Annotated in this window: 16 protein-coding genes, 1 pseudogene and 1 riboswitch; of the genes and pseudogenes, 12 read left to right on the top strand and 5 right to left on the bottom strand. The window is 33.6% G+C overall.

The features are described from left to right. Window positions 1-105 precede the first annotated feature (105 nt). From ABH955_RS21320 to ABH955_RS21285, 8 genes are all read left to right on the top strand, one after another. Window positions 106-345: a helix-turn-helix domain-containing protein gene (locus ABH955_RS21320; protein ID WP_002010190.1), complete on the top strand. Its 240-nt coding sequence runs from the start codon at window positions 106-108 to the stop codon at window positions 343-345. A gap of 248 nt (window positions 346-593) precedes the next feature. Next, window positions 594-1,103, top strand: a complete 510-nt coding sequence (locus tag ABH955_RS21315) for a spore coat protein (RefSeq protein ID WP_113938010.1) — start codon at window positions 594-596, stop codon at window positions 1,101-1,103. A gap of 20 nt (window positions 1,104-1,123) precedes the next feature. Then, window positions 1,124-1,573 carry a spore coat protein gene (locus ABH955_RS21310; protein ID WP_113938009.1) on the top strand — a complete coding sequence of 150 codons (450 nt, stop codon included), beginning with the start codon at window positions 1,124-1,126 and terminating at the stop codon, window positions 1,571-1,573. 24 nt (window positions 1,574-1,597) lie between these two features. Continuing rightward, entirely contained in the window at window positions 1,598-1,738 is a 141-nt protein-coding gene (locus tag ABH955_RS21305) for a hypothetical protein (protein ID WP_219300418.1), read from the top strand. A 14-nt stretch (window positions 1,739-1,752) separates the two neighbouring features. Then, a complete protein-coding gene (locus ABH955_RS21300) occupies window positions 1,753-2,421 on the top strand; it encodes an LSm family protein (RefSeq protein WP_002016710.1) in 669 nt (222 codons plus the stop codon). A gap of 232 nt (window positions 2,422-2,653) precedes the next feature. Continuing rightward, window positions 2,654-3,919, top strand: a complete 1,266-nt coding sequence (locus tag ABH955_RS21295; protein ID WP_404457589.1) for an S-adenosylmethionine decarboxylase related protein — start codon at window positions 2,654-2,656, stop codon at window positions 3,917-3,919. A gap of 143 nt (window positions 3,920-4,062) precedes the next feature. Then, the gene (locus ABH955_RS21290; protein WP_404491638.1) at window positions 4,063-5,289 is read left to right on the top strand and encodes an ATP-binding protein; all 1,227 of its coding nucleotides are present in this window, start codon (window positions 4,063-4,065) and stop codon (window positions 5,287-5,289) included. A gap of 229 nt (window positions 5,290-5,518) precedes the next feature. After that, window positions 5,519-5,902, top strand: a complete 384-nt coding sequence (locus ABH955_RS21285) for a hypothetical protein (RefSeq protein ID WP_033708170.1) — start codon at window positions 5,519-5,521, stop codon at window positions 5,900-5,902. 25 nt (window positions 5,903-5,927) lie between these two features. Here ABH955_RS21285 and ABH955_RS21280 read toward each other — a convergent pair whose 3' ends face one another. After that, window positions 5,928-6,560, bottom strand: coding sequence for a cyclase family protein (locus ABH955_RS21280; RefSeq protein WP_002091277.1), 633 nt, complete (start codon window positions 6,558-6,560; stop codon window positions 5,928-5,930). 85 nt (window positions 6,561-6,645) lie between these two features. Continuing rightward, window positions 6,646-6,758: riboswitch (SAM riboswitch) on the bottom strand. A 149-nt stretch (window positions 6,759-6,907) separates the two neighbouring features. Here ABH955_RS21280 and ABH955_RS21275 point away from each other — a divergent pair. Both ABH955_RS21275 and ABH955_RS21270 read left to right on the top strand, forming a co-directional pair. After that, on the top strand, window positions 6,908-8,017 hold the full coding sequence (locus ABH955_RS21275; protein WP_404457594.1) for a PRK06851 family protein: 1,110 nt from the start codon (window positions 6,908-6,910) through the stop codon (window positions 8,015-8,017). Between the two features lie 113 nt (window positions 8,018-8,130). Further along, window positions 8,131-8,913 carry a nucleotidyltransferase domain-containing protein gene (locus ABH955_RS21270; RefSeq protein WP_404457597.1) on the top strand — a complete coding sequence of 261 codons (783 nt, stop codon included), beginning with the start codon at window positions 8,131-8,133 and terminating at the stop codon, window positions 8,911-8,913. Between the two features lie 98 nt (window positions 8,914-9,011). Here the strand turns inward: ABH955_RS21270 and ABH955_RS21265 are convergent, their stop codons facing one another. Beyond that, window positions 9,012-10,538, bottom strand: a complete 1,527-nt coding sequence (locus ABH955_RS21265; protein WP_404457599.1) for an FAD-dependent oxidoreductase — start codon at window positions 10,536-10,538, stop codon at window positions 9,012-9,014. A 578-nt stretch (window positions 10,539-11,116) separates the two neighbouring features. Here ABH955_RS21265 and desB point away from each other — a divergent pair. Further along, window positions 11,117-12,202, top strand: a complete 1,086-nt coding sequence (gene desB / locus ABH955_RS21260; protein WP_002091268.1) for a Delta(10) desaturase DesB — start codon at window positions 11,117-11,119, stop codon at window positions 12,200-12,202. A 50-nt stretch (window positions 12,203-12,252) separates the two neighbouring features. Here desB and ABH955_RS21255 read toward each other — a convergent pair whose 3' ends face one another. The 3 genes from ABH955_RS21255 to ABH955_RS21245 form a co-directional block, all read right to left on the bottom strand. Then, on the bottom strand, window positions 12,253-12,945 hold the full coding sequence (locus ABH955_RS21255) for an amino acid ABC transporter permease (protein ID WP_002029538.1): 693 nt from the start codon (window positions 12,943-12,945) through the stop codon (window positions 12,253-12,255). 93 nt (window positions 12,946-13,038) lie between these two features. Next, window positions 13,039-13,833 carry an ABC transporter substrate-binding protein gene (locus tag ABH955_RS21250; RefSeq protein ID WP_002016697.1) on the bottom strand — a complete coding sequence of 265 codons (795 nt, stop codon included), beginning with the start codon at window positions 13,831-13,833 and terminating at the stop codon, window positions 13,039-13,041. A 121-nt stretch (window positions 13,834-13,954) separates the two neighbouring features. After that, window positions 13,955-14,677, bottom strand: coding sequence for an amino acid ABC transporter ATP-binding protein (locus ABH955_RS21245; RefSeq protein WP_404491637.1), 723 nt, complete (start codon window positions 14,675-14,677; stop codon window positions 13,955-13,957). Between the two features lie 210 nt (window positions 14,678-14,887). Here ABH955_RS21245 and ABH955_RS29195 point away from each other — a divergent pair. Then, a pseudogene (locus ABH955_RS29195) lies at window positions 14,888-15,238 on the top strand (HAMP domain-containing protein); the annotation flags it as partial. Window positions 15,239-15,423 lie beyond the last annotated feature (185 nt).

Below are 15,423 nucleotides of genomic sequence, written 5' to 3'. Positions count from 1 at the left end.
ATGGAATGCATCTACCTGCTTTTTAATTTGTATTTACAAAATCTTTTTTATTTGTTTACAAAAATAAAGTAAGATACATTATGTATATGAAAAAATAATAAAGGAATGAACACATTGTATATAACGATAGAAGAGGCTGCGGAGTATTTGAAATTACCAAAATCGTATGTTGAAGACTTAATTCAGCAAAAGAAAGTTCGTGCATTGTTTGATGGAGAGCAATATTTAATAAATAAGGAACAGTTTAATACACATTTAGAACAAATGGAGAAATATAAGCAGTTAGTGGAAGAAATATTAAATGAACCAATTCCAGAAGATATGGATGTTAAAGACGAAGATTAAATTTATAAAAAGCCCCCGTATTAAGATATGCAGAAATGTATCTTAATACGGGGGCTTTTTATATTAAGGGATGAAAAAGTCATCCGAAATCCTAGAGTTACTTTAAGGGAAAGAAGATTTTATAGGGATTAGTATTATTAGTTAAAAGCATATTTTTTCATAGCGGGGACAAACATAGCGAACATAACCTGTACAGATACATATACTATCAGTGCAAAAGCTTATAAATTAATGGAAGGGGTTTTCTCGTGAGTTTACTTCATTGTGATTTTTTGAAAGATTTAATTGGATCTTATGTAAGAGTAAACAGAGGTGGACCAGAATCTCAAAAAGGAACAATAGTATCAGTGTGTACGGACTACTTCGTATTAAAGAATGAAAAAGGAGAGCGCTATTACTATCAGCTTCGCCATCTGAAAAGTATTACAAAGAATACGAAAGATTGTGTAACAGATGATTGTGGCTGGTTGGAATATGACTGTGCAGAAGATTTTGAAAAGCTACTTCAAAGCTTCAAATACCGCTGGGTAAAAATTAATCGTGGTGGTCCAGAGAAAGTTGAAGGCATTTTACAAGACGTTTCTTGTGATTATGTAACGTTAATTATAAAAGAGGAAGTTATATTAATTGCACTAGCTCATATTAAAAGTGTTAGTTATAACGAATCAGTATGTGGAGAGAGCGATGAGAAAAGTGATGAAAGTAGCAATGATTCAAGTCGAGCTCGTGCACAAAGACAATCAAGAAGAGGAAGATAATAAGAAAGGAGGATATGAAATTGGAGAGTCTATTATGCTGTGATCAAATTAAAGGTTTAGTCGGTGAAAATGTAAAGGTAAATCTGCGCGGGCCGGAAAGTCGAGTAGGTGTACTTTTATCGTTGGGGAAAGATTACCTTACACTACAATTACCTCATGGAGAAGTAGTATATTATCAGTTGAAACATGTGAAGAGTCTAGTCAAGAAAGTGAAAGAAACAAAATGTGACGATTACTATGGTTCATGTTTCTATTCTGATGAAGATACTTTTTTAGATGTATTAAGTGACCTGAAGTATAAGTGGATAAAGGTTAATCGTGGTGGACCAGAGTGTGTGGAAGGTTTATTAAGTGAAGTACATGATGAATGCATTACGCTAGTAAATGGTGATGAAGTCATTTACGTGATTATTTATCATATTAAGAGTGTGAATCAAGTAGTTAAGTGTAAAAAGAATGAAGAAGAATAATGTTTGATAAATAAGAGGGGCATTATGATTGGAAGTGAAGAACGATTTCATAGTTCGCTACAATTATTAGCGATATATGAAAAAGAATTTCTTACTACTAAAAGACAGAACATTGCCCTGATTATTTTTTTAGAAATGGAAGGCAGGAAAAGTAGTATTTTATAGAAAGGAGGATATAGATGAATGAGTTAAACAAAAATATTGGAGAAAATATATACGTTAAATTAATCGGTGAAAAAAGATTTAAAGGTGTATTAATTGATGTAGGAAATGATATTGTAGTTCTTTACAATGGACAAGACTATGTATATATATCTTTATACCATATCCAGTATTATAAATTTTTAAGAGAGCATGATGAAGAAATATTAAAGCCTGGTGTGGACTCTGTAATTAAGAGGGAATCACCTTCAATTTCTTTGAGAAAAGTATTAATCACATCTAAAGGGATTTTTACAGAAATTTATGTGGCAGGAAATGTTCCGATACACGGTTATGTTACAAGTGTGATGAACGATTATATTGTTTTTTATAGCCCTGTTTACAAAACTGTATATATATCTTTAAAGCATTTGAAGTGGTTAATTCCTTATAAAGAGAACCAAGTACCTTATTCCCTCAATAAAAATGAACTCCCCGTAAATCCATTAAATATTACTCTAGCTAGAACTTTTGAAGAACAGCTTATTAAAATGTCAGGGAAAATTATGGTGTTTGATTTAGGCGAGGAATCTAATAAAATCGGAAAGATGACGAAAATTGATGAAGGGCATATTGAAATATTAAAAGCACGTGACGCAAAAATGTACGTGAATATTCAACATGTGAAATCTGTCCATTGTCCGTAGGCTAGTTGAAAGGGCTGGCTTTTTCTTTTATATATAGGGAAGAAAAGGTCGAGCCTATTTGTTTAATTCGATTTGGATATGAGGGGAAAATGAATTGAATATCATATAGGTATGTTAGTGTGATCTTTGAAGGGGCAATCTTGTACTAAAGGTGTACGAGCTACCTTTTGGTGTATTCAACTCACTTTTTGAGGAAGAGCTGCTCAACTACTTTATTAAAGGGGTTTTGTTTGTGGAGCAGTTTCCAAATTCGTTTTCGATTACATTACTTGGAAGTGCTGGTGGAGCAGCAAAAGCAGTGTTAGCAATTTTGAATCAAGCGGTAGTAAATGAAAAAGATCCAATTTATGAAGTGATAAAGAATATGAACTTCCATTTGGTGGATATAAAACAAAAAGATAAAAGTTATTATGATGAGTTGTTTCCAAATTTGAAAGAGCAATTTTTTTTATATGAAATAAACCTTCAAGATGTAGTCAAATTTAAACATCATTTAAAGGAAAAAAGAACGAAGGTTGTTATTGATGTTTCAGGTGCAGATACAATTAGGGTACTGAGTTGTTGTAATGACCTTGGCATTTGTTATATTAATTCGGCTTTGGAAAATGAGGCAGTAGATCAAGACGATAGTTTACTTGGTTTTCAGCTTACGGAAAGGTATACGAGGTTTGAGAAGGAGAAAGAAACATTTACAAATACAAGAGCGATTATAGGCTCAGGTATGAATCCTGGTGTTGTTCAATGGATGGTTGTTGAGCTTATGAAAGAACGTCCAAATGAAAAGCCGCGAGCATGCTATATTGTAGAACATGATAATTCATTTTTGAATGATAAAGAGCTTATAAAACCTCATACACTTTATGCATCATGGGCAGTTGAGCGTTTTCTTGATGAAGCGATATGGAGTTATCCTATGTATATGAGTCATCATCGTCCACTTTACTTTTATGAGGATGTATATGCTTCAGAGTATAAAGTAAAGTTAGGTGAAAAAGAATTTTATGGTTGCTTAATGCCACATGAAGAAGTTTTAATTTTAGGGAAATCTTTTAATATGGAAGTGGGTTTTCTTTATCGGATCAATGAGTATACAACAAACTTAATCAGACAGAACTTAGATAAAGTGGAAGATTTATGGAATTGGAATCGTAAAGTATTTAATCCAGCAGAAGATGATATTATAGGAGAAGATTTAGTCGGTGTGTTGCTCGTTTATGAACATAATGAGACATACATGTATAATGTAATGAATAGTAGCCAAGTTTTTCAAAAATATAAAACAAATGCGACGTACTTCCAAGTAGGGTGTGGAATTTATGCTGGCTTATGTAGTTTACTGTTAGATACTTTTGGACAAGGCACTTATTATGTAGAAGAATTATTATTAAATACTGAAAGTAAGTATGGGGAATATTTAAATTTATATATGAAGGATTTTGTAGTAGGACATAATAATTTCACAGATGGATTGCTAAATGATAGGGTAAGATGGATGTAAATTGTAACTGAAAAGGAAGGAGATGTATCTCCTTCCTTTTAGTATTAGAAGGTTACATGTTGCCCTGAAAGCAATTTCATAATTATAATTTAAAGAGATAACACTTGAAATGTTTTTTTGTATTGATCAAGAGGAGTTTTTATATGAACAAATACAAGAGCTTGATTTATGAAGAAAGAGAAGCTTTAAAAGTATTTATATTATTATTCTATATTATATTCTTTTTATATGACGTTATCTATTATTTTATTTATCCCGCTATGAATATTAATGAAGCAAGGGTAGGGTGGCCAGAAGGTGGTATGGGAATAGGTGTATATATATTAGTAATATCTTTATTTCCTATTTCAATATATCTTCAAAAACAAGGTTATGTATATTTTGTGAAATACTTATTTTTAATTGGGTACATGCTTATTGATCTTATTAATAACTTAATGATTTATTTACACAGTGATCGTGTTTTTGAAAATGGAAATATGGTTGAAATATTTTTAATTTTATTTGCACCGATTTTCGTGAACAGAAAATATTTTTATTTCGTTTCCTGTAGTGTAATTGGAAAATATGTATTTTTTACTTTGATATTACAAGATGTAAAAGTTGTGATTCCGCTTGTATTATGTATATTCTTTTTCATCATTTCGCATTCTTTATTAAAGAGATTTCAATCTTATGTAAGGACAGTTGTTGAGATGATGAACAGTATGAAAGAGACAGAAAATTTAGCGGTTATTGGGACTATGTCTACAACAATCGCTCATGAAATTCGAAATCCATTAACAGCTTTAAAAGGATTTACACAAATTCAAAAAGAAAGAAATCCTGAAGATACGATGAGCTATGAGATTATGCTGCAAGAAATTGAGAGAATTAATGGGTTTGTTAGTGAATTGATGTTATTAGGAAAACCGAAACCAACAAATTATGAATGGTGTAATATAGGGGGAATCCTTTTATATGTTGTACAGTTAATGGAAAGCTATGCGACTCAATATAAAGTGAAATTTAATTTGCAAGTAGATGGAAATTTACCCGTTATAAATGGTGATGATAAGCAATTAAAACAAGTGTTGTTAAACATCATCAAAAATGGAATTGAATCGATGCCAGGAGGCGGGAATATTCAGATTCTGGCATATGAAAAAGCTGGAGAGAACTTGTGTATTTCTGTTGAAGATCAAGGTCTTGGGATAGAAAATGAGAAAATAGAAAAGATCGGAAAAGCTTTTTATACAACAAAAGAGAATGGTACAGGTCTTGGATTAATGATTACATATAAAATTATTGAAGAACATCAAGGGAGTATCGCGATTGAAAGTAGTATGGGGATAGGAACGAAAGTGGAAATTTATTTACCAACAGTGTAGTGCATTAGACGAAATTACTTTTCAGAAAAGTGTTCTTGTTGTGTAAATATAAACATTTTATAAAATGTTTCAAGAAGGGTTTTTTTTATAAAACACTTCGTTTATAATGGAGGAAAATATCGACATAGAGCTTTTAGCTCATGTAACGGTTCAGTAGTGTTATGAAAAGAAAAGAAGGGGTGCACGCGCATCCTTTTTTCTATGCGGATATGATGAAAGGGGTGGTATGATGGAATTAACATTAAATTCGACTGTATGTTTACACACGATTCAATTTCGAAAAGAGCAAAAGAACTATATTGTAAAAGATACGATTACAGGAGAGACATATGAAATGCCGCCACTTTGGATTGATGCACTAGCAATGATGCGTGACGGTTTTTTATTGGGGGAAATTGAGGAGAAATTAAAAGAAGAATATCCAGCAGAAGAAGTAAATATGGTAGCATTTACGAGGCAACTGTTAGAGCTAGAACTTGTCGAAATGGTAGATGGAGAAGAGATAGCTTGTACAAAGAAGAAAGATAAAGATTATTTAGCTTGGATACGCCCAAGGGTGGAACAATTCTTTTTTAACTTAAATAAAAAATATAAAAGCAAAGGTCAAAAGTGATCTTTGCTTTTTTTGTAGACCATGTTTAAAAAATAACAGCGAATGCCCTTGCGAAAGCACCGTCACTATTTTTAATTTTTAAAGGTGCTGCTGAGAAAAAGAATCGTTTCGCTTTAATGGCATCTAAGTTTGTTAAGTTTTCAATTAAGTAAATATTATTTCCTAACAGTATGTGATGAATCGGTGATGTTTCTGTCGTTACCTCATCAGGAGAAATAAAATCTAAACCGACAGATTTTACTTTTAATTGAACTAGTTCTTCAGCTAATTCTTCGGAAAGATAAAACGCTTCTTTCTCATAAGCTTCGGTATTCCATTTATTAGATAGATTGGAATGGAAAATGACAATATCGCCTTCTTTTATGTCGACAGTATGTAATACTTCCTTAGGTAATTTTCGCTCTTGAACATGAGTCACATCGATAAGGACAGCTTCGCCTACAAATTGATTTAGGGGTAATTGATCAATAGTGGTTGCGCCTGAAATGAAATGAGCAGGCGCATCACAATGCGTACCAACATGAACGACAGAATGAAAATTCGTAACTTGATAACCTGTTTCTTCAACGCTTGTAATGGCTTCTAGTTGGATTTTTGGTGTTCCAGGAAATTGAGACATATTATTTTCAAACGTTTGTGATAGATCAATTACTTTCATTTTACATACCTCCAATATATTTTTTTCAAATAATAAAAAGCCCATCCTTCATAATCAAGAAAGATGAGCTTTACATACTAGTTGAGTTTTATCTTCCAAAATGCAATGCATTTTGCAGGAATTAGCACCTATTCAGTTTGCATAAACTGAGGTTGCTGGGCTTCAAAGGACCGGTCCCTCTGCCTCTCTTGATAAAGGTTTATTCGGTTTTAAATTCGGAATGTTTGTGATATTTAAATTGTAATTCATTTCCTTTTTTCGTGCAATACAAATTAGGTGTTCACCCAAATAAAGTTGCTCGCATATTGTAGCTTATGTAAGTAGACTGTTGCGAAGGAGTGAGTGCAGTGACAGGGAATGTATTGAATTATTATGCTGGTGGCAATACAGCTAGAGGATTTCATAATTTATACGAAGAGAATTTAAAAGGACTAGATAGGTTGTTTATTTTAAAGGGTGGTCCAGGAACGGGAAAATCTTCTTTAATTAAGGCAATAGGTCGTGAATGGGTTGAAAAAGGATATGATATTGAACTTTTGCATTGTTCTTCTGATAATAAGTCAGTTGATGGAGTGATTATTCCGAAATTAAAAGTAGGAATTGTTGATGGAACATCACCGCATGTTATTGAGCCGAAAATGCCAGGAGTTATTGAAGAGTATATAAATTTAGGAGTTGCTTGGGACTCAGATAAATTAAGAAAGCAGAAGTTAGAAATTGAACGGTTTGTATTAGAAGCGGGCAAGGCTTTCAAATCTGCTTACGGATGTTTTAAAGAGGCGTTAGTTATACATGATGAGTGGGAGAAAATATATATTAATAACATTGATTTTAATAAAGCAAATGAACTAACAGAACAGCTAATTCAGAAATTATTTGCAGATAAAAAGGGAGAACAATCGATTGTGAAACATCGTTTTTTAGGAGCTGCTACACCGAAAGGAGCAGTTGATTTTGTTCCTAATTTAACAGAAGGGTTACCACATCGTTATTTTATAAAAGGACGCCCGGGCTCTGGAAAATCAACAATGCTCAAAAAGTTATCGAAGGCAGCAGAAGAAAAAGGTTTTGACGTTGAAGTATATCATTGCGGATTTGACCCGAATAGTCTTGATATGGTTATCGTAAGAGAATTAGGATTTGCAATTTTTGATAGTACCGCACCACATGAATATTTTCCAAGTCGCGAAGGTGATGAGATTATAGATATGTATGCTCTTATTGTTAAACCGGGGACGGATGAGAAGTATGCTACAGAAATTCGTGACGTTTCCATTCAATATAAAGCAAAAATGAATGAGGCAATGTCTTTCTTAGCAAAAGCAAAATCAGTTCGTGATAAATTAGAACGAATTTATATTGCTGCTATGGATTTTTCAAAAGTGGATGCATATAAAGAGGAAATTCAAAAAGAGTTTGAACGAATTACTGCTACTGTAATTGAAAATAAAAAATAGGTGCTTTATTGAGCTGTCAGAAATTGTCTGACAGCTGTTTTGGTATATAGTAAAATTAGTCGTATATTTGTCGAATTCCCAGGGAAATAATCAAAAAATGGAGATGGTATGAAATGAGAGAGAAAATTGAATTAGAACTAGAGCGAATTGAAAAAGAGAATGGTGTGAAAATTTTATTCGCTGTGGAATCAGGGAGTCGGGCGTGGGGGTTTCCATCGAAAGATAGTGATTATGATGTTAGGTTTGTTTATATACACCCTGTAGAATGGTATTTATCAATCCATGATAAGCGTGATGTAATCGAATATCCAATTAGTGATGATTTAGACATAAGTGGTTGGGATATTAAAAAGGCTTTGCAACTGTTTGCAAAGTCAAATCCAGCGTTACTCGAATGGATTCGATCGCCGATTTTTTATTCGGAAAACTCGAACCTTCCAGAGCAGCTTCAGCAAATGAGTGAAAAGGATTTTAATCCGAAATCAACGATATATCATTACTTACATATGGCTTCAAAAAACTATCGTGAATTTTTACAAGGTGAAAATGTAAAGTTGAAAAAGTACTTTTACGTATTACGTCCTATTTTAGCTTGTAAATGGTTAGAAGAGAAAGGGACATTGCCCCCAGTAGAATTTGACCGGTTAATTATGGAACTATCAGTAGAGCCTAGTGTATTGAATGAAATTGAAAAGTTGTTAATAAAGAAAAAAGCAGGTACTGAATTGGACGTTGGATTGAAAATTGAGGTGCTAAATCAATTTTTAGAAGAACAAATTAATTATTATCAGCAATATGTGAAAGATATTGAAAAGAGATTAGGGATTGATATTGAGAGTTTGAATACATTATTTCGAAATATGTTGTTTGAAGTATATGAAAAAGAGCACAAGTGAGTTTGTGCTCTTTTTGTGTTTTAGGAATAAAGAAAACGTTGCTAGTTACGATTATTCTTACAAAAGGGAGTAAATGAAAATTCACGCTGAATCTGTAATTATTCGTTATCAACTCGCTTTAATGGTTGATCTGCTGGACCTTCCATAACATTCCCATCAATTGAAAAACGGGAACCGTGACAAGGGCAATCCCAAGTACAATCACCGTTATTCCATTCAACTTCACAACCGAGGTGTGTACAAGTCGTATCGACGATATGTAATTTTCCTTCTTTATCTTTATAAGCACCTGCTCGTTTACCGTTAACATGTACAACAGATCCCTCGCCAACTTCAAGATCTTCTGGTTTACGTAATGCGGTTTCAATTTTCCCTTCAATTAAATGTTTAGCAACATCAATGTTCTGAGAGAGGAAAGTTTTTATATCCGGATTTGCATGAAAGCGTGATGGTGCAAACAGTTCTTTATATGGACTGTGGACTTTTAGAATGGAGTCCTTCAGTAAATGAGCTGCTGCAGTTCCAGTCGTCATTCCCCATTTACGATATCCAGTTGCCACAAATATATTTGGATTCCTTTCGTTAATATGTCCGATATAAGGGAGTTTATCTAGCGTGATTAAATCTTGCGCTGACCATCTATAAGGAATTTCATCTACTCCAAAAGTAGATTCAGCAAAGGAATATAGTGCATCATAATGAAGCATCGTATTAATTCCTTGGCCTGTTTTATGGCTCTCTCCGCCAATCAATATCAACTTTTCTCCATTGCTTGTCGTATAACGTATGGAGCGTTTTGGATCATCAATACTTAAATACATGCCACCTGGATAATCTGTTTTTGCTTTTATTGCAAGAGCATATGAGCGTTCTGCATACATTCGCGTAAAGAAAAAGCTATTAGCATCATAAAAAGGAAAATGTGAACAAGAGACAATATATTTACAAGTGATGCGATGGTCACCCTTTGTAATGACTTGTGGACAATCACCTTTTTCCACATCAATAGCTGTTGTTTGTTCATAAACTTTGCCGCCCATCTCCACAAACTTTTCTAAAAGTGTTTTCAAATAAAGGAGGGGATGGAATTGTGCTTGGTTTTTCATGACAAGTGCAGATTGTACGGGAATAGGAATCGACAGGGATTGAACATAGTCACAAGGTATATTTAATTTTTGATAGGCCTCATATTCTTTCGATAAATTTCTTAATCCATTATCAGTAGTTGTATATAAATACGAATCTTCATTTGAGAAATTACAGTCGATTTTATATGTTTGCACAGTCTCATTTATGAATTGTAGAGCATGATTATTTGATTCATAGTAAAGTCGGGCTTTTTCCACACCGAAATGATTTATTAATTCATCATAAATAAGATCATGTTGTGCCGTTACCTTTGCGGTTGTATGCCCAGTCGTTCCATTTAAAATAAGACCAGAATCAATTAAAACGACTTTCATTCCTTCTTTAGCGAGTAAATAGGCAGTGGTAATGCCTGTAATACCAGCTCCGATAACAGCAACTTCTGTCTTTATATTTTCGGATAAATGAGGAAAAGTAGGAAATTGAGTAGATTCAATCCAATAGGATGATGGTAACTGCGGAAATGTGTCATCTGTCATTTTGAAAACCTCCAAATTAGAACAATTTTCCTTTTAATATTTCCATCTTATATGGAATTCATGTATGTTGTTTTCGTAGCGTTCTATTCTTACTAAACGAAAGAAAAAATATTTTAATATAATTATTTTATTGGGGCAGTATGAAGAAGTAGGATTTATATAAAGCTAAATTCAAGTGATTCCATTTGTTGATTACATAGAGAGTTCTTGAATAAGATAGAGTCTATGTTGTTTAAGTGGATATGTATATATACCTGATAAAGCCTTATGAAATCTATGCTTTTTCTTTAGTGAAATAAAGTATAATTATAAAAATATAACCAACTTTTATTACTAGGTCATAAAAGTTGTTGACAATATAGAAATTCTATTGTTATGATTCATCATGTGGAAAGGTTGATAGAGAGTAAAAAGAGAAATGTTTTTCATTGATAATAAAAGCGAAAATTAAGTGACGATAGAGTGAGTATATTTTCCTTATGATAAATGCTTTTTGGATCACGTAGTAAAATCAATCTGGAAGCAAGAATTGATATATGCAAGTTGCGCGGGGCGCGGCATAAGAAAGGGGCAAAAGGATGAAGGAGCTTCATACGTTTGGGTGGTATGCAGCACGTGTAGCACCACATTTGCCGAAAAAAGCATTTAAACCAGTTCCTAATCGATTATTTGGTGGACTGGCTTATTTACTTGTGGCATTGGCTGGTTTAATAACGATCGGTGTATTTGAATTGAATGTGTGGGCAAATCTAGGAATTGCAATTGTTCTTGGATTATGTTTTGCTTCACTTGGATTTTTAGGACATGAAATTTTACATGGAACAGTTGTAAGAAAGGCATGGCTTCGTGATTTTTTAGGTGCGATAGCATTTATGCCATTATCAACTGGCCCAAAACTTTGGAGAAAGTGGCATAATGCAACGCATCATGTTCACACACAGCATGAAGAGAATGATCCAGATGCATGGCCGACATTTGAGAAACTGAAAAAGAGTAAGTTTTTGAGTTGGGTATATCGCATGCCTCTTCATGTACGTTCATTCTTTAGTTTCCTGTCACTAACAATTCAATTTACGTTACATTCGACTCGAATGTTCTTTCATTTTATAAAAGAATTTAAGTCATCCAATCAAAAATCTGTATGGCTTCAACTTCTTTTGCCCTGGACAGTTTGGATTAGTTTATTGTTTATTATGGGACCTACAAAGTGGTTCTTTGCATACGTGATTCCGTTGTTAATTGCTAACTTTATTGTAATGGCGTATATCGCAACAAATCACCGCTTAAATCCTATTGTTCCAGTAAATGATCCTTTAGCAAACTGTTTATCAGTAACAGTACCGCGCTGGGTAGACGTTTTACATTTCAATTTCTCATACCATACAGAACATCATCTGTTTCCTGCTATGAGTTCTAAATACTATCCATTAGTAAAAGATAAAATTAAAGAAATGTGGCCGGAACGCTATCACGAAATGCCGATGACAAAAGCTTTGGCAGCACTTTGGAATACACCACGTGTGTATTATCACGGAAGTGAATTAGTTGATCCGCATAGGGAGCATTTCTATGGTTCTTTAGGAAATGGATTGGATCCTCATAATATTTCATATCGTGAGGAACATATAGAGGAAAAAGAGACTATAAAAAAAGTAAATCAATAATAGACATATTTTACGATGAAAAAGCAAGCTCTCTTAGAGCTTGCTTTTTGTTATAAAGAGACTTCTTTCTTGTTCTTCGTCTTGACCTGGACAGAGTTATTTTCTTTTCGTTGAAGTCGTTTTTCTAAAAGATTAACAAAATAAGTAAATAGAAGAACAAGTACGAGGTAATATAAACCAACAATTATGTATGTATCTAATTGTTGGAAGTTACTTGCAGCAATTGATAAACCTGATCCCCATAATTCGGACAATCCTACGTAAGCAACAAGAGAAGAATCTTTTAATCCAATAATAAATTGGTTCCCTAGAGGGGGAAGAGACAGACGAAATGCTTGTGGTAATATAATTCGGCGCATAGCTAAAGGGTAAGGCATACCTAAAGAGCGAGCAGCTTCCAATTGTCCACGGTCAACGGACTGAATGGATCCGCGGAAAATTTCAGTAATATATGCACCGTTATGGATTGCTAAAGCAATTGCTCCTGCCCAAAAAGGAGTGAAGACAATAATCGATGTAATACCGAAATAGAGAATGGCAATTTGAACAATTAAAGGTGTACCACGAATAATGGCGATATATACATGAGCAATACTATTTAAAATCTTATTGTTAGAGATTCGAAAAAAAGCGAATAGTAATCCAATTAGTGAACCAAGTAATAGGGATGTTAATGTTAATTGTAATGTGACAATAGTAGCCTTTAAGAGTGTGGGATAAGTAGACATAAAAATTTCAAACATATGTGTCACCTCATATTGTATGGATTTTAGTAGGGAATGAAATACCCCACATAAAAAGTGGGGCATAATGTATGAAACATTTGACTAGCTAATTTACTTCGTTTTTTCCTCTTCACCGAGAATATTACGCCCAAACCATTTTTTACTGATCTTTTCATACGTACCATCTTTAATGATTTCATCTAAAGCTTTATTTACTTTCTCAACCATTTCTTTATCATCTTTACGAATAGCAATTCCCATTTCATCAAGATTTAATGGTTTTCCAGCTTCTTTTATATTTGATTTACCTTCTTTGATCATACGTAAACCGACCATTTGATCAGTGATTACTGCATCAATACGTCCAGGCTCTAAGTCCATAAGTGCAGTAATATCGCTATCATATTCTGTGATTTGATCTGTATGTTTTGCAACAAGGTCTTTAAAGGTACTAGCTTTTACAACACCAATTTTCTTACCTTTCAAATCTTCTGGAGAAGAGATAGATGTATTCTTTTTAGCCACAAAAATTTGGGCACCAGAACGATAATAAGGATTGGAGAAACTAACAGCTTTTAAGCGTTCTTCTGTAATTGCCATACTGCCCAATATAGCATCATATTTTTTCGATTGTAGACCTTGAATTAGCGTTTCCCATGGATTTGTAATAGGAGTGGGTTTCATATTCATTTTTTTCGCAAGTGCCTCACCAATTTCCACATCAAAACCGGCAAGCTTTCCGTCATTTTCTTTATAGTTAAAAGGTTTATATAAGCCACTCATCGCATAACGAAATTCTTTTTCACCATTTGAAGAAGTAGTAGCACTTTCCTTACTACAGGCTCCTAGTATGAAGGATGTACATAATGTAATACTCGCAACAATGGTTAATAGTTTTCTTTTCATAAAACCCCTCCTATATATTGATCATACGGATGGTTTTAAGTATGTTACTGAGATATTTTATTTGGACAATTAGTTGTGCACCGTATGGATGTATTTCTTTTCATTTGAAACAGAAATTACATTATAAAACGTTGCGTAAAAATTGTTTTGCTCGTTCATGTGATGGAGCTGAAAAGAATTGTGCTGACGGAGCGTCCTCTACAATCTTTCCGTCATCCATAAATATGACGCGATCAGCTACATCTCTTGCGAAATTCATTTCATGAGTAACAATAATCATGGTCATTCCTTCTTCAGCAAGTTCTTTCATAACTTGCAATACTTCTCCAACAAGTTCAGGGTCTAAGGCTGAGGTAGGTTCATCAAATAGCATAATTTTAGGATTCATAGCAAGAGCTCGTGCAATCGCAATTCGTTGTTTTTGACCACCGGAAAGAAGGTGGGGAGTTACATCTGCTTTATCTTGTAGGCCGACTTTTTGCAAAAGCTGATTTCCGATATCCTTTGCATTTACTGTTTCTAATTTTTTTACATGGATAGGTGCTTCTATGATGTTTTCTAGTGAGGTCATATGAGGAAAGAGGTTAAAGTGCTGAAAAACCATACCGACATTTTCACGGACTTTGTTTAAATTTGAATGCTTTGGATCAATTCGTTCACCTTGTAAGTGAATTTCACCTTCATCGTACATTTCTAAAAAGTTAAGACAGCGAAGTAATGTACTTTTACCGGAACCACTGGCACCAATTAAAACAACAACTTCTTTTTCTTTTACTTCTAAATCAATTCCTTTTAAAACATCAAGCGAGCCGAATGATTTTACTAGATTTCGAACCTGAATCATACAAAACCCCCAGTCAAAAATATATTTTACAAATGTTTCCCCTTATTTCTGTTATTAGTCATAAATTGTCAGAATCCTTTATTTTTTTGACGGAATTTGATATTCAAGGGAATTATGATTTTTAAAATCTCTATATCTTTCTATAACGAAAATATGGATAATAATATATAGGTAGCACTTATATTGCTTATAAAAAGGGGGAAAGAAGAGATGGAAAAAGAAAGGAAGACATTTTCCTTTGGTTTACGTATACAGCTTATGCTATTTACTACAGTTTTAGCTTTAATTACATATTCAACAAGTTTATTTTTTATTTACGTTATATATGATTATTTTCAAAGTTACGTAAGTCAAACTGTTTATAATATTATCGTTATGCTATTAGGTGTAGTATGGTCTGGAATTTTAGCGTATGGGGCAGCAATATTTTTAATTAAACCACTTCGAAAGTTGGAAGAAGCAGCAAGGAAAGCGGCTGATGGTGATATTCGTGAAGATGTCCCGTTGCCAAAAGTAGATGATGAGATTAAATCTTTAAGTGTTGCATTTAATATGATGCTAGGGAACTTAAGAGGTATGGTAAAAAATATTGATACTACATTTTCGTATACAAATAATCAAGTTCAGCAAATTAGAAGACAAACAGAGGAAGCGACAAAGCAAGCACGCGGTGTGTCTGAAACTCTTGCAGAGATTTCTTCTGGCGCCGAGCAATCAGCAGCTTCCATTCAGGCGATTGTTTCAAC

It is taken from the genome of Bacillus sp. RC240 (genome assembly GCF_044907945.1).
Classification (GTDB): domain Bacteria; phylum Bacillota; class Bacilli; order Bacillales; family Bacillaceae_G; genus Bacillus_A; species Bacillus_A mycoides.
Note: the sequence above shows the minus strand (reverse complement) of the source record. Positions and strands in the feature narration are given on the sequence as shown.

What these genes read in the sequence shown, in the direction of transcription:
- ABH955_RS21245 (WP_404491637.1), bottom strand. Translation starts at nt 14,677, where the DNA reads ATGATTCAGGTTCGAAATCTAGTAAAATCATTCGGCTCGCTTGATGTT.
- desB (WP_002091268.1), top strand. Translation starts at nt 11,117, where the DNA reads ATGAAGGAGCTTCATACGTTTGGGTGGTATGCAGCACGTGTAGCACCA.
- ABH955_RS21290 (WP_404491638.1), top strand. Translation starts at nt 4,063, where the DNA reads ATGAACAAATACAAGAGCTTGATTTATGAAGAAAGAGAAGCTTTAAAA.
- ABH955_RS21300 (WP_002016710.1), top strand. Translation starts at nt 1,753, where the DNA reads ATGAATGAGTTAAACAAAAATATTGGAGAAAATATATACGTTAAATTA.
- ABH955_RS21320 (WP_002010190.1), top strand. Translation starts at nt 106, where the DNA reads ATGAACACATTGTATATAACGATAGAAGAGGCTGCGGAGTATTTGAAA.
- ABH955_RS21265 (WP_404457599.1), bottom strand. Translation starts at nt 10,538, where the DNA reads ATGACAGATGACACATTTCCGCAGTTACCATCATCCTATTGGATTGAA.
- ABH955_RS21280 (WP_002091277.1), bottom strand. Translation starts at nt 6,560, where the DNA reads ATGAAAGTAATTGATCTATCACAAACGTTTGAAAATAATATGTCTCAA.
- ABH955_RS21250 (WP_002016697.1), bottom strand. Translation starts at nt 13,833, where the DNA reads ATGAAAAGAAAACTATTAACCATTGTTGCGAGTATTACATTATGTACA.
- ABH955_RS21255 (WP_002029538.1), bottom strand. Translation starts at nt 12,945, where the DNA reads ATGTTTGAAATTTTTATGTCTACTTATCCCACACTCTTAAAGGCTACT.
- ABH955_RS21285 (WP_033708170.1), top strand. Translation starts at nt 5,519, where the DNA reads ATGGAATTAACATTAAATTCGACTGTATGTTTACACACGATTCAATTT.
- ABH955_RS21305 (WP_219300418.1), top strand. Translation starts at nt 1,598, where the DNA reads ATGATTGGAAGTGAAGAACGATTTCATAGTTCGCTACAATTATTAGCG.
- ABH955_RS21270 (WP_404457597.1), top strand. Translation starts at nt 8,131, where the DNA reads ATGAGAGAGAAAATTGAATTAGAACTAGAGCGAATTGAAAAAGAGAAT.